This is a genomic window from Streptomyces tamarix (genome assembly GCF_032423885.1).
In the GTDB taxonomy this organism is placed as follows: Bacteria; Actinomycetota; Actinomycetes; order Streptomycetales; family Streptomycetaceae; genus Streptomyces; species Streptomyces tamarix.
The window spans coordinates 19972-37838 of record NZ_JAWCTQ010000011.1; the positions used below are offsets into that span (position 1 = coordinate 19972).

The 17867-nt window shown below is 75.5% G+C and carries 18 protein-coding genes; 8 read left to right on the forward strand and 10 right to left on the reverse strand.

What is annotated here, in order from left to right:
* Positions 1-3: 3 nt before the first annotated feature.
* Positions 4-579, reverse strand: a complete 576-nt coding sequence (locus RND61_RS11410; protein ID WP_315877752.1) for a TIGR03086 family metal-binding protein — start codon at positions 577-579, stop codon at positions 4-6.
* A gap of 133 nt (positions 580-712) precedes the next feature.
* On the opposite strand from RND61_RS11410, the gene RND61_RS11415 reads away from it, so the two are divergent.
* Together RND61_RS11415 and RND61_RS11420 are read left to right on the forward strand one after the other, a co-directional pair.
* On the forward strand, positions 713-1876 hold the full coding sequence (locus tag RND61_RS11415; RefSeq protein ID WP_315877753.1) for a baeRF2 domain-containing protein: 1164 nt from the start codon (positions 713-715) through the stop codon (positions 1874-1876).
* Positions 1877-2012: 136 nt separating this feature from the next.
* Positions 2013-2183 carry a hydrophobic protein gene (locus RND61_RS11420; protein WP_315877754.1) on the forward strand — a complete coding sequence of 57 codons (171 nt, stop codon included), beginning with the start codon at positions 2013-2015 and terminating at the stop codon, positions 2181-2183.
* Positions 2184-2270: 87 nt separating this feature from the next.
* Here the strand turns inward: RND61_RS11420 and RND61_RS11425 are convergent, their stop codons facing one another.
* From RND61_RS11425 to RND61_RS11435, 3 genes are read right to left on the reverse strand one after another with little or no spacing between them, the layout of a single operon-like run.
* Positions 2271-4112, reverse strand: a complete 1842-nt coding sequence (locus RND61_RS11425) for a transketolase (RefSeq protein WP_315877755.1) — start codon at positions 4110-4112, stop codon at positions 2271-2273.
* A 1-nt stretch (position 4113) separates the two neighbouring features.
* Positions 4114-5451, reverse strand: a complete 1338-nt coding sequence (locus RND61_RS11430; protein WP_315877756.1) for an NAD(P)/FAD-dependent oxidoreductase — start codon at positions 5449-5451, stop codon at positions 4114-4116.
* Positions 5452-5477: 26 nt separating this feature from the next.
* Complete coding sequence (locus tag RND61_RS11435) at positions 5478-5783, reverse strand: hypothetical protein (RefSeq protein ID WP_315877757.1); 306 nt, start codon at positions 5781-5783, stop codon at positions 5478-5480.
* Positions 5784-5921: 138 nt separating this feature from the next.
* Between RND61_RS11435 and RND61_RS11440 the strand changes: the two genes are divergently transcribed.
* Together RND61_RS11440 and RND61_RS11445 are read left to right on the forward strand one after the other, a co-directional pair.
* A complete protein-coding gene (locus RND61_RS11440) occupies positions 5922-6725 on the forward strand; it encodes a methyltransferase domain-containing protein (protein ID WP_315877758.1) in 804 nt (267 codons plus the stop codon).
* A 24-nt stretch (positions 6726-6749) separates the two neighbouring features.
* A complete protein-coding gene (locus RND61_RS11445) occupies positions 6750-7100 on the forward strand; it encodes a VOC family protein (protein ID WP_315877759.1) in 351 nt (116 codons plus the stop codon).
* Between the two features lie 118 nt (positions 7101-7218).
* Here the strand turns inward: RND61_RS11445 and RND61_RS11450 are convergent, their stop codons facing one another.
* Complete coding sequence (locus RND61_RS11450) at positions 7219-7797, reverse strand: GNAT family N-acetyltransferase (protein ID WP_315877760.1); 579 nt, start codon at positions 7795-7797, stop codon at positions 7219-7221.
* Between the two features lie 125 nt (positions 7798-7922).
* Here RND61_RS11450 and RND61_RS11455 point away from each other — a divergent pair, with 125 nt between their 5' ends.
* On the forward strand, positions 7923-8669 hold the full coding sequence (locus tag RND61_RS11455; RefSeq protein WP_315877761.1) for a GntR family transcriptional regulator: 747 nt from the start codon (positions 7923-7925) through the stop codon (positions 8667-8669).
* A gap of 75 nt (positions 8670-8744) precedes the next feature.
* A complete protein-coding gene (locus tag RND61_RS11460; RefSeq protein ID WP_315877762.1) occupies positions 8745-9839 on the forward strand; it encodes an adenosine deaminase in 1095 nt (364 codons plus the stop codon).
* A gap of 33 nt (positions 9840-9872) precedes the next feature.
* Here RND61_RS11460 and RND61_RS11465 read toward each other — a convergent pair whose 3' ends face one another.
* Genes RND61_RS11465 through RND61_RS11485 form a run of 5 tightly spaced genes read right to left on the reverse strand, consistent with a single transcriptional unit; the run spans position 9873 to position 15534 of the window.
* Positions 9873-10826, reverse strand: coding sequence for a S66 peptidase family protein (locus RND61_RS11465; RefSeq protein ID WP_315877763.1), 954 nt, complete (start codon positions 10824-10826; stop codon positions 9873-9875).
* Complete coding sequence (locus RND61_RS11470; RefSeq protein ID WP_315877764.1) at positions 10823-12811, reverse strand: prolyl oligopeptidase family serine peptidase; 1989 nt, start codon at positions 12809-12811, stop codon at positions 10823-10825. The genes RND61_RS11465 and RND61_RS11470 overlap by 4 nt, the downstream gene beginning before the upstream one ends.
* Positions 12812-12831: 20 nt before the next feature.
* Positions 12832-14193 (reverse strand): M20/M25/M40 family metallo-hydrolase, encoded by a 1362-nt coding sequence (locus RND61_RS11475; RefSeq protein WP_315877765.1) that lies wholly within the window; start codon positions 14191-14193, stop codon positions 12832-12834.
* Positions 14186-15019, reverse strand: coding sequence for a M55 family metallopeptidase (locus RND61_RS11480; RefSeq protein ID WP_315877766.1), 834 nt, complete (start codon positions 15017-15019; stop codon positions 14186-14188). The genes RND61_RS11475 and RND61_RS11480 overlap by 8 nt, the downstream gene beginning before the upstream one ends.
* A gap of 47 nt (positions 15020-15066) precedes the next feature.
* Complete coding sequence (locus RND61_RS11485; protein WP_315877767.1) at positions 15067-15534, reverse strand: Lrp/AsnC family transcriptional regulator; 468 nt, start codon at positions 15532-15534, stop codon at positions 15067-15069.
* 175 nt (positions 15535-15709) lie between these two features.
* On the opposite strand from RND61_RS11485, the gene RND61_RS11490 reads away from it, so the two are divergent.
* Both RND61_RS11490 and RND61_RS11495 read left to right on the forward strand, forming a co-directional pair.
* The gene (locus RND61_RS11490; RefSeq protein ID WP_315877768.1) at positions 15710-16678 is read left to right on the forward strand and encodes a DMT family transporter; all 969 of its coding nucleotides are present in this window, start codon (positions 15710-15712) and stop codon (positions 16676-16678) included.
* On the forward strand, positions 16671-17846 hold the full coding sequence (locus RND61_RS11495) for an amino acid aminotransferase (RefSeq protein ID WP_315877769.1): 1176 nt from the start codon (positions 16671-16673) through the stop codon (positions 17844-17846). The genes RND61_RS11490 and RND61_RS11495 overlap by 8 nt, the downstream gene beginning before the upstream one ends.
* Positions 17847-17867 lie beyond the last annotated feature (21 nt).

Here is a 17867-nt window from a genome sequence, read left to right on the forward strand (position 1 = left end):
GTCTCAGGGGCGGCGGCCCAGCATGTTCAGGAGCTTCGTCTGCGCGTCGGCGCCGGACGCCGCTGGCACCGGGTCGGCGAAGAGCCCCGAGGAGGGCAGGGAGTCGGCGTACGGGGAGAACTCCTGGAGGGCGAAGTCCACCAGCGGCAGCGGGATCCGCTCGTCGGCGCCGATCGCCCGCGACAGGTCCCAGGCGTGGACCACCGCGTCCGCCGTCATCTGGGAGCAGTAGGCGGTGGCCGCCGTGTCGCCGGACGACAGGTTCACCGTGCGGTCCAGGGCGCCCTCCTCGCGGAAGGCGTCCCGTGCCCCCGCCGCGGCGCGGTCCCACGCGCCGACCGGGTCGTCGCCGAGGACGTCCCCGTCGTACGTGTCGCCGACCTCCGCGACGGTCCGCCCGTCGCGCACCAGGTCGACGACCCACAGTTGCTCGCCGGTCAGGTGGTTGACCAGGTCGCGGACGGACCACTCGCTGCACGGTGTGGGCGCGTCCCACTGGTCCCCCCGGATCGCGTAGACGCGCGACGAGAACAGGTCGAGCGCCTGCGCGTGCCGGTCGAGGAGCGGGCTGCCGGACATGGGTCACCTCCGCGTGTGTCGGGCTTCCACTCTGTGCGGGGACGCCGGTCCACGCGACAGCAGCACGCCCGTGTGGCGTCCGAACGCACGGGTACTCGCCCGAAACGGACATTCCGGCCTCTGGGAGGGAGCCATGCAACTCGCCTTTCTGACCAGTCTCTACGACCGTCCGGGCCCCTGGGCCAGCGTGTACCTCGATACGTCGCGGATGGACGAGTCCGCCCAGTGGCGGCAGGAGCTCATGGCGCGCAACGCCTGCGAGGAACTCGCCGCCCAGGGCTGCGACGAGGCGACCGTGCGGGCCGTCCACGAGGTGCTGGCCGAATGGCCGCGCCCCGCGGGGGAGGCCGGGCGCGCGGTGTTCGCCACGCACGGCGAGGTCGTCCTGGACCCGCCGCTGGCCATACGGCCGCTCGCGCCCACCCAGGTGTTCTGGTCGGCGCTCCCCCGGCTCGGGCCGCTGCTGGACCTGGCGGCGCAGGAGCCCGTGTGCCTGGTCGCGTACATCGACCGGATCGGCGCCGACCTGGAGCTGCGCAGCCCCATCGGGGCGATGCCGGCCGGGCAGGTGCAGGGTCGGGACTGGCCGGTGCGCCGCACGTCGAGCAACACCTGGTCCGAACGCCACTTCCAGCTCAGCGTGGAGAACACCTGGGAGGAGAACGCCCAGAAGATCGCCGACGCGATCGCGGATTCCGTGCCGGAGCTCGGCGTCGACGTGGTCGTCCTGGCGGGCGACGTGCGCGAGCGGCGCTCGGTGCACGAGCGGCTGCCCGCCGCCCTGACGGCGGACGTGGTCGAGAGCGAGCACGGCGGCCGGGCCGCCGGCGCGGGACGGGAGCGGCTCGACGAGGACGTGCGGGCCGCCAAGGAGGCGTTCTTGCGGCGTACCGCCGAGGCGGAGCTGGACCGGTTCCGGGCGGCCCGTGCCCCCGAAGGCGCGAGCGCGGCCGGGGCGAGCGCGGCCGAGGGGGTGCCCGCGCTGGTCCAGGCGGCGCGTGAGCACCGGATCGCGGAGCTGCTGATCCGCCCCGAGGGGCCCGACGCGCACCGCCAGGTGTGGGTGGGCGCCCGGCCGGACCAGGTCGCGGTGCGGCGTACGGAGACGCAGTACCTGGGCGACACCGAGCCGCTGCCCGCGCGGGCGGACGACGCGCTGCTGCGGTCGGCACTGGCGACCGGCGCGGACGTGCTGCGCGTACGGCCGGAGATCGACGACGACCTGCCGGTCGGCGGGCTCGGCGCGCTGCTGCGCTGGCCGTACGACGAGAAGGAGACCGAGGCGGCCACCATGTGAGCCGGCCGCCCGGCCGCCGTCACCGGCGGCCGGGAGCGGGGCACAGGACAGGGGCGCCCGTCGGCCCTTCTCGCGGACGGGCGCCTCCGCCGTGTACGGGGGCGGTCGCGGGGCATCCGGGGTGCGGAGGTGCATCATGGTTCCCGTTCTGCTGGTTCTGTTGCTGGCGGTCCTTCTGTTCGGTGTCGGGTTCATCTGGAAGGCCCTGTGGTGGATCGCGCTGACGGTCCTCGTCGTCTGGCTCCTCGGCTTCTTCATGCGGGGGACGACGTCGGGCGGCGGGCGGTCCCGCTGGTACAGGTGGTAGGGAGCAGGCGACGCGGGAGGGCGCCGGCGGCCTCGTGCCGCCGGCGCCCTCTTTCGCCGTTCTCCGCGCCTTCCGCCGCCGCGCGGCTCAGGCGACCACCCGCTCGACGAGGAGCTTCACCGCGGCGGCGATGGACTCGGCGTCGATGCCCGCCGCGTGCAGCTGTTCCTGCGGGGAGGCCGAGGTGGGCATGTTCCGCACCGCCAGCCGGGCCATCCGGGGCGCGGGGCGGCCGTCCGAGAAGACCTCGGCGACGGCGTCGCCCAGGCCGCCCTCCGGGTGGTGGTCCTCTACGGTCAGCAGGCACCCGGTCTGCGCGGCGGCCTCGTTGAGCGTGTCGGCGTCGACGGGCTTGACCGAGTACAGGTCGACGACGCGGACGGGGATGCCGTCGCGCTCCAGCACGTCGGCGGCCTTGAGGGCCTCGTGGACCGTGACGCCGGCCGCGACGATCGTGACCTTGTCCCCGTCGTGGCGGCGCAGCACCTTGCTGCCGCCGACCGGGAACTCCTCGTCGGGCCCGTACAGGACGGGCAGGTCGCCGCGCGTGGTGCGCAGGTAGCGGATGCCGTCGAGGTCGGCCATGGCGGCGACGAGGCGGGCCGTCTGGTTGGCGTCGCACGGGTAGAGGACGGTGCTGCCGTGGACCGACCGGAGCATCGCCAGGTCCTCCAGGCCCATCTGGGACGGGCCGTCCGGGCCGATGGCGACGCCGGCGTGCGAGCCGACGAGGTTGATGCCGGCGCGGCTGACGGCGGCCATGCGGATGAAGTCGTGGGCCCGGGTGAGGAACGCGGCGAACGTCGACGCGTACGGCACGTAGCCGCGCGCGGCCAGTCCGACCGCGGCGGCGACCAGTTGCTGTTCGGCGATGTAGCACTCGAAGTACCGGTCGGGGTGGGCCTTGGCGAAGAACTCCGTCCGCGTCGAGTCGCTCACCTCCGCGTCGAGGGCGACGACCCGGCCGCGGGCCGAGCCGACCGCTTCGAGCGCGTGCCCGTACGCGGTGCGGGTGGCGACCTCGTCGCCCGTGTCGAACCGGGGCAACTCGGGCTCGGTGTCCCGCGGGACGGCCGGCGGCTCGCCGTCCGGCGGGGCCTGCACCCGGACGCGGATGTTGCGTACGCCGCCGAGTTCGGCGATCGCCGTCCCGGCGTCCGGCAGGGGCTTGCCGTGCAGGCCCTCGCGGTCCTCGACGGCCTCGACGCCGCGGCCCTTGTGGGTGCGGGCGAGGATCGCGGTGGGCTGCCGGGTGGTGGAGCGGGCCTCCGCGAAGGCCGCGTCGACGGCCCGCACGTCGTGACCGTCGACCTCGACGACGTGCCAGCCGAAGGCGTGGAGGCGGCGCGCGTAGGCGTCCAGGTCGTGTTCGTGGCGGGTGGGGCCGCGCTGGCCCAGCCGGTTGACGTCCACGACGAGGGTGAGGTTGTCGAGGTGGTTGTACGCGGCGTGCTCGACGGCCTCCCAGACCGAGCCCTCCGCCATCTCGCTGTCACCGGACAGGACGTACACGCGGTACGGGAGCCGGTCGAGGCGTTGCCCGGCGAGGGCCATGCCGACGGCGACGGGCAGGCCCTGGCCCAGGGAGCCGGTCGCCACGTCCACCCAGGGCAGCCGGGGCGTGGGGTGGCCCTCCAGGCGGCTGCCGAGGGTGCGGTAGGTCAGGAGCTCGTCCTCGTCGATGGCGCCCGCGGCCCGGTACAGGGCGTACAGCAGGGGCGAGGCGTGGCCCTTGGAGAGGACGAGCCGGTCGTTGGAGGGGTGGTCGGGGCGGTCGAAGTCGTAGCGCAGGTGGTGCGCGAGCAGGACGGCCGCGATGTCGGCGGCCGACATGGAGGAGGTGGGGTGGCCGGAGCCCGCCGCGTCCGACGCGCGTACCGCGTCGGCGCGCAACTGCTGGGCGAGTTCGGTGAGTTCTTCGAGTTCCATGTCACTCCTCGCGGGGTCGGGAGCCGGTCTTGGCCAGTTCGGGCGAGGCCGTGTCGAGGGGGACCTGCCAGGAGCGGACCAGGCCGAGCTGCACCGCCTGGCGGGGCAGCGCCGCGTCGAGCAGCCAGTCGGCGGCCACCCTGACCCGGTTGCCCGGCATGGCGGCCAGGTGGTAGCCGCGGGTGACGGCCCCGGCGACGATCCCCGAGAGGGGCACGCCGAGGGGGTTGGCGGCGGCCTTGACCCCGCCGAGGTCGACGGCGAAGCCCATGTCGCTGTGCCGGTACGGGACGGGGTCGCCGACGCCGAGGGAGGCGGCGACGTTGCGGGCGGCCACCTTGCCCTGCCGGGACGCGTGCTGCGCCGTCATGGGGGTGAACTCGCCGGGCCGGTGCAGGTCCGGTACGGCGGCGGCGTCGCCGCACGCGAAGACGCCCGGTCGTCCCGGCACCTCCAACTGCGGCGTGACGACGAGCCGGCCGCGTTCGACGGGCAGCCCGAGCTGGGAGACGAGCGGGTCGGGGCGCACGCCGACGCACCAGATCAGGGAGCGCGTCTCGACGAACTCGCCGCTGTCCAGCAGGACGCCGTCGGGCGTGGACTCCTTGACGGAGGTGCCCATGCGGACGTCGACGCCGCGCGAGCGGAGCACCTGGTCGGCCGTGTCGGAGAGCCGCTTGTCGAGCCCGGGCAGGACGCGGTCGGCGACGTCGAGGAGCATCCAGCGGGGCCGTACGCCCTCGGGCCAGGCGGGGTGCTTGCGGACGAGCGCGTCGGTGAACATCTTGCCGTGGGCGGCGACCTCCGTTCCGGTGTAGCCGGCGCCGACCACGACGAAGGTGCAGCGCGAGGTGCACTCGGCGGGGTCCGCCGCGGACGCCGCGAGCTCCACCTGGCGGGTGACGTGGTCCCGCAGGTAGAGCGCTTCGGGCAGGCCGCGGAAGCCGGTGGCGTGTTCCGCGACGCCCGGGATGGGGAGCAGCTTGCTGACGCTGCCGACGGCGAGGACGAGCCGGTCGTAGCCGAGCTCGCCCGGCGTGCCCTCCGGGTCCGTGTAGTGGACCCTGCGCGCCTCCAGGTCGACGCGTCCGGCCTCGCCGAGGACGAGCCGCACGTGGCGGAGGGTGCCGGGCAGGGACACGGTGACGCGGCGGGGTTCGAGGACGCCGGCGGCGACCTGCGGCAGCAGCGGCAGGTAGAGGAAGTAGTCCGTGGGGTTGAGCAGGACGATCTCGGCACGGCCGCGCAGTGTGCGGGAGAGTTCGCGGGCGGTCTGGTAGCCGGCGAAGCCGGCTCCGACGATGAGGACGCGCGGGCGGCGCCGCGGCTGGGTGGTCACTGGGCCTCCCGTGGATGGGTTGCGGTTCAGGCTCGGTGGTGCGGTGCCTCCGGGTCGGTGGACGGCCCGGGCGGCTCGGCCGGCGGGGGCGGTACGACCGGGGCGGGTGGTGCTCCGGGGGCGACGACGCGCACCTCGACCGGCTCGGCGGCGGGCCCCGGCTCCGTGCCGGGTGCGGCGGGCGCCCGTTCCGGGGCGTGCGGCGGGCGGCGCTCGGCGGCGCGGGCGGCGCGGCGGCGGACCACCGCGACGAGCGCGGCCAGCAGGGCACCCCCGAGCGCCGCGGTGGCCGCCCGCACCGGCTGCCGGGACCGCGGGGTCTTCTTCATCATGCGGTGCCGGGTACCCGGGCGGCCGGGCGGTTAACAACCCCGCACCCACTGTCCGCATGATGAGAAACTCGTCTCGCGATGTGGCATCGTGCCGTAGCGTTGCCGCCCTGGCGTTCCCGAGGGAGACGGAACAGGGCCATGAAGGATGCTGTTTACACGCACGGGCACCACGAGTCGGTGCTGCGCTCGCACCGGTGGCGTACGGCGGAGAACTCGGCGGCGTACCTGCTGGGCGAGGTGCGCCCCGGCCTCGACGTGCTGGACGTGGGGTGCGGCCCCGGCACGATCACGGCGGACCTGGCCGCGCGGGTCGCGCCGGGCCGGGTGACGGCGGTGGACGCGTCCGCCGGCGTGCTGGAGCAGGCGCGGGCCGTGGCGGTCGAACGGGGGCTGGACAACGTCCGGTTCGCGGTGGCGGACGCGCACGCGCTGGACTTCCCCGACGACGCGTTCGACGTGGTCCACGCCCACCAGGTGCTCCAGCACGTGGGCGACCCGGTCTGCGCGCTGCGCGAGATGCGGCGGGTGTGCCGCCCCGGCGGGGTCGTCGCCGTGCGGGACAGCGACTACGCGGGGTTCACCTGGTTCCCCGAGGTGCCGGTGCTGACGGAGTGGCTGGGGCTGTACCGGCGGGTGGCGCGGGCCAACGGCGGTGAGCCGGACGCCGGGCGGAGGCTGCTGTCGTGGGCCCGGCGAGCGGGGTTCACCGACATCACGCCCAGTGCCGCGGTGTGGTGCTTCGCCACGCCTCCGGACCGCGCCTGGTGGAGCGCGCTGTGGGCGGACCGCACGACGGAGTCGGCGTACGCACGGCTGGCGGTGGAGGGCGGCCACACGACGCCGGAGCGGCTGGCGGCCGTCGCCGAGGGGTGGCGGGAGTGGGGGCGCAGCGAAGACGGGTGGTTCACCGTGCCGCACGGGGAGATCCTCTGCCGCGTGTGATCCGGCCCAACTACCCTGACGGGTATGGAGATCCTCGGTACCACCCTGCGCGTCTGCGTCGACGACCTGGACGCCGCGGCGGAGTTCTACGAACGGCTCACCGGGACGCGGGCGCTGCGGTTCGAGCGCGGCGGGGTCCGCGTCGCGGCGGTCGGCTGCTTCCTGCTGATGAGCGGCCCCGAGTCGGAGCTGGAGGTGCTGCGCAAGGTCACCGCGACGATCGCGGTGGCGGACGTGGACGCGGCGCACGCGACGCTGACCGAGGTGGGCGCGAAAGTCCTGGCGGGCCCGGTGCCCACCCCGGTGGGCCGGAACCTGATCGCGGTCCACCCGGACGGCTCCGTCTTCGAGTACGCGGACCGTCGCGCCGTCTAGACCCGGCCGCCTCCGGCGCGGCACGCGCACCGGGCGGGCGCGCGGGAGGCGCCCGGGTACGGGCCCCGGGGACCGTACCCGGGCGCGGTCGCCAGGGTCGCCGGGGCCGCCGGGGAGGTCAACGGCCGGGGCCGCCGACCGGCGGGAGGGGCATCTCGGCGGTGATCGCCCAGCGTTCGTGGTCGCGCCACGCGCCGTCGACGTGGAGCATCGCCGGGGAGTAGCCCTCCTTGCGGAATCCGGCCCGGCGCACGAGGGCCAGCGAACTGGCGTTGCCGGGCTGGACGTTGGCCTCCAGGCGGTGCAGCCCGAGGGGGCCGAAGGCGTGGTGCAGGACGAGCGCGAGGGCCTCGCTCATCAGGCCGCGCCCGGCGGCGTGCGCGAAGGCGCCGTACCCGAGGGCGCCGCACTGGAACGAGGCCCGGACGATGTTGTTGATGTTGACGAACCCGGCGATGCCGCCGCCGTCGCGCTCGCAGACCAGGTAGCCGCAGCGGGCCGGGTCCTCGATGAGGGCGCGGGCGTACGCGGTGTACGCGGCGGAGGTGGCGGGCGGGAAGAGCCAGGGCCGGTGCAGGTCCTCGCTCTCCCGCGCCCGGGCGGTGAACTCGTCGGCGTCCTCGTACCGGAAGGGCCGCAGGCCCACGCGCGGGCCTTCGGTCAGGTACGGGGGGCGCGGGGTGACGCGGTCGAGCATCGGGCCAGCGTAGGCCGCGATCACCACCGGACCAACCTTGTCAGACAAGTATGGATTGCCTGGTGGGCGGCGGGCGGCATACCGTGCGGGTGATCGGCCGGCGGGCGAGCCAGGGAGGTACAGCGGTGGTCGGTACGGAGCGGCGGCGCCCGGTCGTGGTGCTGTACGAGCGGATCGTCGACGCGATCCACGCCGGCACGTACCCGCCCGGCTCCACCCTGCCCTCCGAGCCGCGCCTCGCCGCCGAGCTGGGCGTCAGCCGCCCCGCCCTGCGCGAGGCGCTGCTGCTGCTCCAGGAGGACGGGCTGCTGTCCGTGCGCCGGGGCGTGGGCCGCACCGTCAACGACCGGCCGCCCCGGCGCGGCTTCGAGCACGTCCAGCCGCTGGAGGAGCTGCTCGGCGCGGGCGCCCCCGCCCGCGTACGGGCGCTGTTGCGGACCGTGGAGGAGCCGACGGACTTCACCGCGCAGCACCTGCTCGCCCCGGTACGGGCCGAGCTGCGGTTCTGGGAGTCGCTGCTGGCGGCGGAGGGCGCCGCGGCGGCGCTCAGCCAGGAGTGGGCGGCCCCCGACGAGGTGTTGGAGCGCGTCCACCCGGCGTTCGCGGCGGCCCTGCGCGAGGCGGCGGCGCCGGAGCGCACCTCGATGCTGGCCGTGCTGGCCGGGGCGTCGCGCGGGGTGGCGCTCGGGGCGCACAGCGCGGTGTCGGCGACGCTGCTGGGCCAGCGGCGCGGGGAACAGCTGGGCCGCCCCGCCGACACGCCCGCGGTGCTGGTCACGCAGGTGGTGCGGGTCGGGGAGACCCCGGTCCTGGCGGCCAAGCACATGCTGCCCACGGGCGCGCCCGCGCTGCCGGTCCTCCAGTCCAACTGAGCGTCCGCCGGACGGGCGGTCGGGGCTGTCGCGCGGGTCACGGCACCCGCCGCCGGGGTGCCCTACACTCCCGTCATGCACTTGTCTGACAACCTCGCCTCGACCGTCTCCGTCGCGGACTGGATCCGCCGGGCCCCCAAGGCCGTGCTCCACGACCACCTGGACGGCGGTCTGCGCCCCGCCACGATCATCGAGCTGGCCCGCGCGTGCGACTACACCGGTCTGCCCACCCAGGACCCGGCCGAGCTGGCCGTGTGGTTCCGGGACGCCGCCGACTCCGGCTCGCTGGAGCGGTACCTGGAGACGTTCGCCCACACGTGCGCGGTCATGCAGACCCGCGAGGCGCTGTTCCGGGTCGCGGCCGAGTGCGCCGAGGACCTGGCGGCGGACGGGGTCGTCTACGCGGAGGTGCGCTACGCGCCCGAGCAGCACCTGGCGGCCGGCCTGTCCCTGGACGAGGTCGTCGAGGCCGTCAACGAGGGCTTCCGCGAGGGCGAGCGCCGAACGGGCGGCCGGATCGTCGTCCGCACCCTGCTCACCGGGATGCGCCACACGGACCGCTCCCTGGAGATAGCCGGGCTGACCGTCGCGCACCGCGACCGCGGCGTCGCCGGCTTCGACATCGCGGGCGGGGAGGTCGGCAACCCGCCCTCCCGCCACCTGCCCGCCTTCCAGCACCTCAAGCGGCACAACTGCCACTTCACCATCCACGCGGGCGAAGCGGTCGGCGTCGAGTCGATCCACGAGGCCGTACAGGTGTGCGGCGCCGAGCGGATCGGCCACGGGGTGCGGATCACCGACGACATCGCCGAGGACGGCACGCTCGGCCACCTCGCCGCGTACGTCCGCGACAACCGCATCGCCCTGGAGGTCTGCCCGACCTCCAACCTCCAGACGGGCGCCGCGAAGGACTACGCCTCGCACCCGGTCGACCGGCTGCGCCGCCTGGGCTTCCGCGTCACCCTGAACACGGACAACCGGCTCGTGTCCGGCACCACCATGAGCGAGGAGTTCCAGCACGTGGCGGACGCCTTCGGCTACGGCCCGGAGGTCTTCGAGGAGCTCACGGTCGCCGCCGTCGAAGCCGCGTTCCTGCCGCTGCCGGAGCGCCGCCGGATCATCGAGGAGGTCGTCCGCCCCGGCTACGCGGCGCTCCGCTCCGCCGGCTGACCCCGGCCCGCGGGAGCGCCCGCCCTCCGCGGGTCAGCGGAGGGCGGGCGTCTCCAGCGTGAGCGTCCCGGCGTCCGCGTCGAGGACGGCGGGCACCCCGAGGGGGACGGTCAGCGCGGGCGTGCCGTGGCCGAAGCCCAGCTCCTCCACGACCGGCACGCCGAGCCCGCCGAGCCGGTCCCGCAGCACCTCGCGCACCGCCCCGTACGGCCCGCACTCCTCCCAGGAGCCGAGCGCGACACCCGCCACGCCGTCCAGCAGCCCGGCCCTCAGCAGTTGGGTCAGCATCCGGTCGATCCGATACGGCTCCTCCCCCACGTCCTCCAGGAGCAGCAGCGCGCCGCGCAGCGACGCCCGCCCGTCCGGCGTGCCGATCCCGGCGGCGAGCAGGCTCAGGCAGCCGCCCGCGGTGACGCCCCGGGCCCGCCCCGGCACCAGGGGCCGCGCCGCGTCCGAGCCGAGCACCCGCACCGAGGCGGGGTCCAGCAGCACGGCCCGCAGGGCCTCCCGGGTGGCGGCGTCCTTGAGGAAGGGCGCCGCCCCCGCCATCGGCCCGTGCAGCGTGGCCAGCCCCAGCCGCAACGCGAACGCCTCGTGGAGCGCCGTCGCGTCGCTGAACCCGACGAACACCTTCGGCCCGGCGGCCCGCAGGGCGTCCCAGTCGAGCAGGTCGACGACGCGCTGGGCGCCGTACCCGCCGCGGACGCCGATCACCGCGTCGACGTCCGGGTCGCACCAGGCGTCCTGGAGGTCGCGGGCCCGGTCCTCGTCGGTCCCGGCCAGGTAGGAGGCGGTGGGGTGGCGGTCCAGGACGTGCGGCAGGGCGACCGGGTCGAGGTCCCAGCCGCGCAGCACGTCCAGGCCGGCCGCCAGCCGCTCCTCGGCCACCGGGCCGCTGGGCGCGACGACGGCGACCCGCGCGCCCGGCCGCAGCCGCGGCGGCCGGGTCAGCGGGGTCAGGGCCCGGCCCCGGGGCGGCGGGGTCACCCCCTCAGCTCCAGCGGCGGCACGTCGGGGCGGGCGATCCCGAAGGTCCACGCGTACAGCGCCAGTTCGGCCTCCAGGGCGCGCACCAGCGTCTCGGCGCGGCGGAAGCCGTGCTCCTCGCCCTCGAACGCGAGGTACGCGTGCGGGACGCCGCGCCCGGCCATCCGGGCCAGGAACCGCTCGCTCTGCGCCGGCGGGCAGATCAGGTCGTCCGTCCCCTGGAGCAGCAGGAACGGGGTGTCGATCCGGTCGACGTGGTGGAGCGGGGAGCGCTCCTCGTACCGGCCGGGGACCTCGGTGAGCGGCCCGACGAGCGACTCCAGGTAGTGCGATTCAAAGTCGTGGGTCTCCCCCGCCGTCCCCCAGTGGCCCAGGTCGAGGACCGGGTAGAGGATGGTGGCGCAGGCGTACGCGTCGGTGGCGGCGAGCGACGCGGCGGCGGTCCAGCCGCCGGCGCTGCCGCCGCGGATGGCGAGCCGGGCCGGGTCGGCGGTGCCCTCGGCGGCGAGGGCGGCGGCGACGGCGGCGCAGTCCTCCACGTCGACGACGCCCCACTGCTCGCGCAGCCGCTCGCGGTAGGCGCGGCCGTAGCCGGTGGAGCCGCCGTAGTCGACCTCGACGACGCCGATGCCGCGGGAGGTGAAGTACGCGACCTCCAGGTCGAGGGCGGAGGGCGTGCGGCCGGTGGGCCCGCCGTGCGCCCACACGACGTACGGCGGCAGTTCGTCGTCGGGGGCCGCCGCGTCGGGGTTGCGCGGCGGGTGGACGCGGGCGTGGATCTCCCGGCCGCCGGGCCCGGCGAAGGTGCGCGGCCGGGGCTCGGGGTAGTACCCGGGGTCGACCGGGTCCTCGTGGGGGGCGCCGATGACGCGGGCGCGGCCGGTGCCGGTGTCCAGCTCCACCACCTCGTAGCCGCTGCGCGGGCCGGCGGCGACGCCGATGACGCGGCTGCCGTGGACGGCGAGCGTGGGCGCCCACTCGGTCCACGGCCCGACCGCGTCGACGAGTTCGCCGGTCTCGGGGTCGAGGATGCCCAGCGCGGTGGAGCCCCGGCCGTGGATGACGGCGACGAGCCCGCTGTCGAGGGGCCGGAACCAGCGCAGGCCGACCTTCCACAGCGGCCCGCCGAACTCCTCCTCGCGGCCCGCGCACAACGCGGTCGCCACGGTGGAGCCGGGGGCCAGCCGGTACGGCTCCCACCAGCCGCCGCGGTCGGAGGCGTACAGCAGGGAGCCGTCGGGTGCCCAGTCGACCTGGCAGACCGACTCGTCGACGGCCCCGGCGACGGGCGCGACGGAGGCGAACGGGCCGCCGTCGACGACCTCGCCGGTCATCACGAGCGTGCCGTCCCACGGCATGAGCGGGTGGTCCCAGGCGAGCCAGGCGACCCGGCGCCCGTCCGGGGAGAGCCGGGGCCCGGTGACGAACCGGTGCCGGTCGTCGGTCAGTTCCCGTATCGCGGCCCGGTCGTCGGCCGCGGACCCGTCGAGCGGTACGGCGGCGATGACGCGCCGCACGTCGCCGGGGCCCTCGCCGGTGTACTCCTCCAGGACGCACCACACCTCGGTGCCGTCCGGGTGGAGGACCGGGTCGGCCCAGCGCAGCCCGCCGCCGGTCCCCGAGACCGGGGTGAGCGGGCGCGGCGGGGCGGCGCCGTCCGGTTCGTACGCGTACAGCCGCTGGTCGGGGAAGTGGCAGAAGACGACGAGCGGCCCGGCGCCGTCCCTCGTCGTGCCCGCCCACGGCTGCCCGCCGTACTCGATGACGCGGCTGCGGACGTTCCACGGGGGCGGCAGGACGGAGACCTCGGTGCCGTCGGCGGTGCGGCGGACCAGGGCGCGGCGGCCCCCCTCGGCGGGCCGCGGCGCGGTCCACCACACTTCGTCGCCGACCGTGCCGACGTACTCCGGCAGCCCGTCGTGCGCGGCGGCGAGGCGCGCGTCGATCGGTGACGGCCACGTTCCGTAGGGCCCCGTGGGCATCATGGACGGCTCCCCCCTGCGGGCTAGACGTTCTGGAGACAGTGGTCGAGGACGCGGACGCCGAAGTGCAGCGCGTCGACCGGGACGCGCTCGTCGACGCCGTGGAACAGCGCCTGGTAGTCGAAGCCGACGGGCAGCTTCAGCGGCGCGAAGCCGTAGCCGACGATGCCCAGCCGGGCGAACTGCTTGGCGTCGGTGCCGCCGGACATGCAGAACGGCAGGACGCGCGCGTCCGGGTCGAAGCGCTCGATCGAGGCGCGCAGCGTGGCGTACGTCGGCGAGTCGACCGGCGCCTCCAGGGCGACCTCCTTGTGGTGGAACTCCCAGTCGATCCCGGGGCCGGTCAGCTCGTCGAGGGCGGCGGTGAACTCCTCCTCGCCGCCCGGCACGATCCGCCCGTCGACGTGCGCGCTGGCGGAGCCGGGGATGACGTTCACCTTGTAACCGGCGTGGAGCATCGTCGGGTTGGTGCTGTTGCGCAGCGTCGCCTCGACGAGGGCGGCGGCCGGGCCGAGCCTGGCGAGGAGCGCGTCGACGTCGAAGTGCGGGTCGTCGAGGTCGGGCGCGTCGATGCCGTGCAGCGCGGCCAGTTCGGTGAGCGCGGCCCGGACGGTGGTGGTGAGCCGGACCGGCCACCGGTGCTCGCCGATCCGGGCGATGGCGGCGGCGAGCCGGGTGACGGCGTTCTCCCGGTTGACCTTGGAGCCGTGCCCGGCCCGGCCCTGCGCGGTCAGCTTGAGCCAGGCCGTGCCGCGCTCGCCCGCGCCGATCGGGTACAGGGGCATGCGGGGACCGGCGTGGAAGGTGTACGCGCCGGACTCGCCGATCCCCTCGGTGCAGCCCTCGAACAGGTCGGCGTGCCGGTCGGCGAGGAAGCCGGCGCCGTCCGCGGCGCTCGCCTCCTCGTCGGCCGTGTAGGCGAGGACGATGTCGCGGCGCGGCCGGACGCCGCGGCGCGCCCAGTCGCGGACGACGGCGAGGACCATCGCGTCCATGTTCTTCATGTCGACGGCGCCGCGGCCCCACACGACGCCGTCGCGGACCTCGCCGGAGAACGGGTGCACGGTCCAGTCGGCGGGTTCGGCCGGGACCACGTCGAGGTGGCCGTGGACGAGCAGCGCGTCGGCGGACGGGTCGGTGCCCTCGATGCGGGCGACGACGTTGGTGCGGCCCTTGGTGCGTTCCAGCAGGAGGGGCTCGACGCCGGCGTCGGCGAGCCGCTCGGCGACGTACTCGGCGGCGGGCCGCTCCCGGCAGTCGCCGCCGCCGCGGTTGGTCGTGTCGATCCGGATGAGGTCGGAGGTGAAGTCCACCACCTCCGCGAAGGCCGGCCCGTCCGACGGGTACCGCTCCTGCTCCCGGTCCTGAAGGATCCGGTCAGCCATACTGCTCCTCCACTGCGGCCGAGACGATCGTTGTGACCGCCTTGAAGGTGCGGATGGCCTCGTACATCGTGCCGCTGGTGTAGGCGACCCGGCGCTCGCCGCCGGCCACCACCCCCGGGACGACGGTGGCGGCCGCGGCCAGGTGCTCCGCGTCGAACTCCAGCTCCACGGTGTACGGGCCGCCGCGCACCGGTTCGTACCGTACGGCGAGACGCGTGGCGTCCTTCGCCGCGGCGCGGATGTCGGCGGCCGTCCGCGTGGGGGTGCGGCAGACCGCCGCGTACCGCGACACATGGTCTTTCACGGCGACCATACGTGCTTCGGGCGCGTAGCCGAGCGCGTCCCGGCAGGTCAGGTCGTCGCCGGTGACGAGGACGACGGGGACGCCGTACTCGGCGACGACGTGCGCGTTGAGGTACCCCTCGCCGGCGCGGACGCCGTTGAGCCAGACGCCGGTGATGGAGTTGGCGAGGTACGTGTGGGCGAGGACGCCCTCGGTGCCGGCGCCCGTGTGGTAGCCGACGAAGGCGATGCCGTCGACGTCGCCGTGCTGGACCCCCTCGACCATGGTGAGCGCCTTGTGCCTGCCGGTCAGCATCTGGGCGCGCGGGTCGAGCCGTTCGAGGAGGAGGTTGCGCATCGTCCAGTGGGCCTCGTTGATGAGGACCTCGTCCGCGCCGCCGTCGAAGAAGCCGAGGACGGCCGCGTTGACGTCGGAGGTGAACATCGCCCGGCAGCGCTCCCACTGGGGGGTGCCGGGCAGGACGTCGGCGGGCCAGGTGACCCCGGTGGCGCCCTCCATGTCGGCGCTGATGAGGATCTTCATGTCCACACGGTACGCGGCGCCCGGTGGCGGTACCAGGCGCGGCCCCGTCAGCGGGGGCGCGCCGGGCGCGGGTAGGTACGGGACTGCTTGACGCTGCCGAACGCGAAGCTGGACTCGATCGACGCGATCCCGGGGATGGCGTGGATCCGGTCGCGGACGAGCCGCTCGTACGCCTCCAGGCTCTCGATCACCACGCGCAGCAGGTAGTCGCTGCTGCCGGCCATCAGGTAGCAGTCCTGGATGTGCTCGATGAGGGCGACGTGCTCCTCGAAGACGGCGACGGCCTCCGCGGTGTGGCGCTCCAGGCGGATGCGGACGAACACGGTGATCGGCAGTCCGTACGCGACCTGGTCGACCACCGCGGTGTAGCCGCGGATGAGCCCGGCCTCCTCCAGGCGGCGCACCCGGCGCAGGCACGGGGAGGGGGAGAGCCGGACGCGGTCGGCGAGCTCCTGGTTGGAGAGCCGGCCGTCGGCCTGGAGCTCGCGGATGATCCGCAGGTCGATGTCGTCCACGTCCGCCGCCCGCCCTCCCCGGCCCCTGCCCCGGCCTTCGGTTCGTCCGCCGCCGTTCTTGGCAGATCCTGCCCCAAACATAGGTCTGAGCGGCAGAACTGGCAATCGACTGCCCCGGCCGAGGGCCTAGCGTTGCGGCACGAGGGATGGGATCCGTCCGGCAGGGAGGTGTGGTGTGGTCGCGACGAACGCGGCGGGGGCGCCCGCGGCGGGCCGCGGGGCGTTCCCGCGCGGCCCGTCCCCGCGGGCTGCGGGCACGGCGGCGCTGTTGCTGACCGTGGCGATCTGGGCGGCGTTCGCCCTGAGCGCGCGGGCGCTGAGCACGTCGACGCTGCTGCCCGCCGACGCGGCGCTGCTGCGCTTCGGGGTTCCCCTGGTCGTCCTGGCGCCCGCGCTGTGGCGGCGCCGGCACGCGCTGGCCTCGGTGCGGCCCGGCCCGGCCGCGCGGGTCGCGGGCGGGGCCGGGGTGCCGTTCTTCCTGGCCGCGATGTTCGGCGGGTCGCTGACCTCGGCGTCGTTCGTCGGGGCGATCGTGCCGGGCATGGTGCCGCTGTTCGTGTCCGCGCTGATGGTGGCGCGGGGGCGGGGCGTGCCGCGCGGGACGCGGGGGGCCGGGCTGGTGCTGATCGCGGCGGGCGTGGTGGCGCTGGTGTGGCGGTACGCGGTGCCGTTCGACGGCGACGTGATGCTGGGCTCGGGGACGCTGCTGGTGGCGAGCGGGCTGTGGGCGCTGTACACGGTGGGGCTGCGGGAGGTGGACCTCGACCCGGTCGGGTCGATCGGGCTGCTGTGCGCACCCTCGTTCGCGGTGGTCGCCGTGCTGGTGGCGGCCGGTGTCCTGCCGACCGGGTTCGCGGACGCGGCGGCGGCCGACGTCGCGCTGTTCCTGGTGGTGCAGGGGCTGGGCGTGGGGCTGTGCGCCGGGCTGCTGTACGCGTTCGCGATCCGGCGGCTGGGCGCCGAGCGCAGCTCCGTGGTGGGCAGCCTGAGCCCGGTGGCCGTGGTGCTGCTGGCGATCCCCCTGCTGGGCGAGCGGCCGACGGCGGCCGTGCTCGTCGGCGTACCCCTCATCACCACGGGCGTGGTCCTGGCGAACCGACGCCCCCGTTCCCCACGTGAACCGGAGGTCTCCCCCGATGCTTGAGCTGCTGCCCGCCCCGCCGGCCGACCCGCTGTGGGACCTGGCCGCCGAGTTCGGCGCCGACCCGCGCCCCGAACGGCTGGACCTGGTCCTGGGCGTCTACCGCGACCACACGGGCGTGACCCCGGTGATGCGGGCCGTGCGGGAGGCCGAGATACGCCTCGCTGAGCGTTCCGCGTCGAAGGAGTACCGGGGCCTGTCCGGCAACACGGCGTTCAACCGCGCGATGCTCTCGCTGGTCCTGGGCGGCGACGTGCCGGCCGGCCGGGCCACCGCCGTGCAGACCGTCGCCGGCACGGGCGCGCTGCGGCTGCTGGCCGACCTCGTGCGGCGGACCCGCCCCGGCGCGACGGTGTGGATCAGCGACCCGGCGTACGTGAACCACCGGCCGATCCTGGAGGCCGCGGGGCTGGCGGTGCGCGCGTACCGCTGGACCGACCCGCAGGGGCTGCTGGACGACCTGCGCGGCGCGGGCCGGGACGACGTGGTGCTGCTCCAGGGCTGCTGCCACAACCCGACCGGCGTCGACCCGGCGCGGGAGGTGTGGGAGGCGCTGGCGGACACGGCGGCCCGCGCCGGGTGGGTGCCGTTCCTGGACCTGGCGTACCACGGGCTGGGCGACGGCCTGGACGAGGACCTGTGGGCGGCGCGGACGCTGGCGGAGCGGCTGCCGGAGGTGCTGGTCGCGGTGAGCTGCTCGAAGAACTTCGGGCTGTACGCGGACCGTACGGGCTGCGCGATCGTGCTGGGCTCCTCGGCCCGGGCCCTGCGCCACGCGGAGACGGCCCTGCAGAACGCCGCCCGCACCCTGTACTCGATGCCGCCCGAGCACGGCGCGGCGGTCGTGGCGACGGTGCTGGAGGACGCGGAGCTGCGCGGGGCGTGGCGCGCGGAGCTGGACGCGATGCGGGGCCGCATCGCCGCCGGCCGCGCCGCGTTGGTCGCCCGGCTGGAGGCGCTGGGCTGCGGCGACTGGGCCGGGCCGCTGGCGCGGCAGAAGGGCATGTTCACGGGGCTGCCGCTGTCGCCGGAGCAGATGGCGGCGCTGCGCCGGGACCACGCGGTGTACGGCACGGCGACGGGGCGGATCAACGTCGCGGGGCTCCCGCCCGGCCGGGTGGACCAGTTGGCCGGGGCGATCGCGGCGGTGCTGGCCCCGGCCGCGGTCTGAGCCCCGGGTGGGCCCCGGGCG

Bases quoted from the DNA above. Each gene is read 5' to 3' on its own strand.
- RND61_RS11410 (WP_315877752.1), bottom strand. From the start codon at position 579: ATGTCCGGCAGCCCGCTCCTCGACCGGCACGCGCAGGCGCTCGACCTG.
- RND61_RS11415 (WP_315877753.1), top strand. From the start codon at position 713: ATGCAACTCGCCTTTCTGACCAGTCTCTACGACCGTCCGGGCCCCTGG.
- RND61_RS11420 (WP_315877754.1), top strand. From the start codon at position 2,013: ATGGTTCCCGTTCTGCTGGTTCTGTTGCTGGCGGTCCTTCTGTTCGGT.
- RND61_RS11425 (WP_315877755.1), bottom strand. From the start codon at position 4,112: ATGGAACTCGAAGAACTCACCGAACTCGCCCAGCAGTTGCGCGCCGAC.
- RND61_RS11435 (WP_315877757.1), bottom strand. From the start codon at position 5,783: ATGATGAAGAAGACCCCGCGGTCCCGGCAGCCGGTGCGGGCGGCCACC.
- RND61_RS11440 (WP_315877758.1), top strand. From the start codon at position 5,922: ATGAAGGATGCTGTTTACACGCACGGGCACCACGAGTCGGTGCTGCGC.
- RND61_RS11445 (WP_315877759.1), top strand. From the start codon at position 6,750: ATGGAGATCCTCGGTACCACCCTGCGCGTCTGCGTCGACGACCTGGAC.
- RND61_RS11450 (WP_315877760.1), bottom strand. From the start codon at position 7,797: ATGCTCGACCGCGTCACCCCGCGCCCCCCGTACCTGACCGAAGGCCCG.
- RND61_RS11460 (WP_315877762.1), top strand. From the start codon at position 8,745: ATGCACTTGTCTGACAACCTCGCCTCGACCGTCTCCGTCGCGGACTGG.
- RND61_RS11470 (WP_315877764.1), bottom strand. From the start codon at position 12,811: ATGATGCCCACGGGGCCCTACGGAACGTGGCCGTCACCGATCGACGCG.
- RND61_RS11475 (WP_315877765.1), bottom strand. From the start codon at position 14,193: ATGGCTGACCGGATCCTTCAGGACCGGGAGCAGGAGCGGTACCCGTCG.
- RND61_RS11480 (WP_315877766.1), bottom strand. From the start codon at position 15,019: ATGAAGATCCTCATCAGCGCCGACATGGAGGGCGCCACCGGGGTCACC.
- RND61_RS11495 (WP_315877769.1), top strand. From the start codon at position 16,671: ATGCTTGAGCTGCTGCCCGCCCCGCCGGCCGACCCGCTGTGGGACCTG.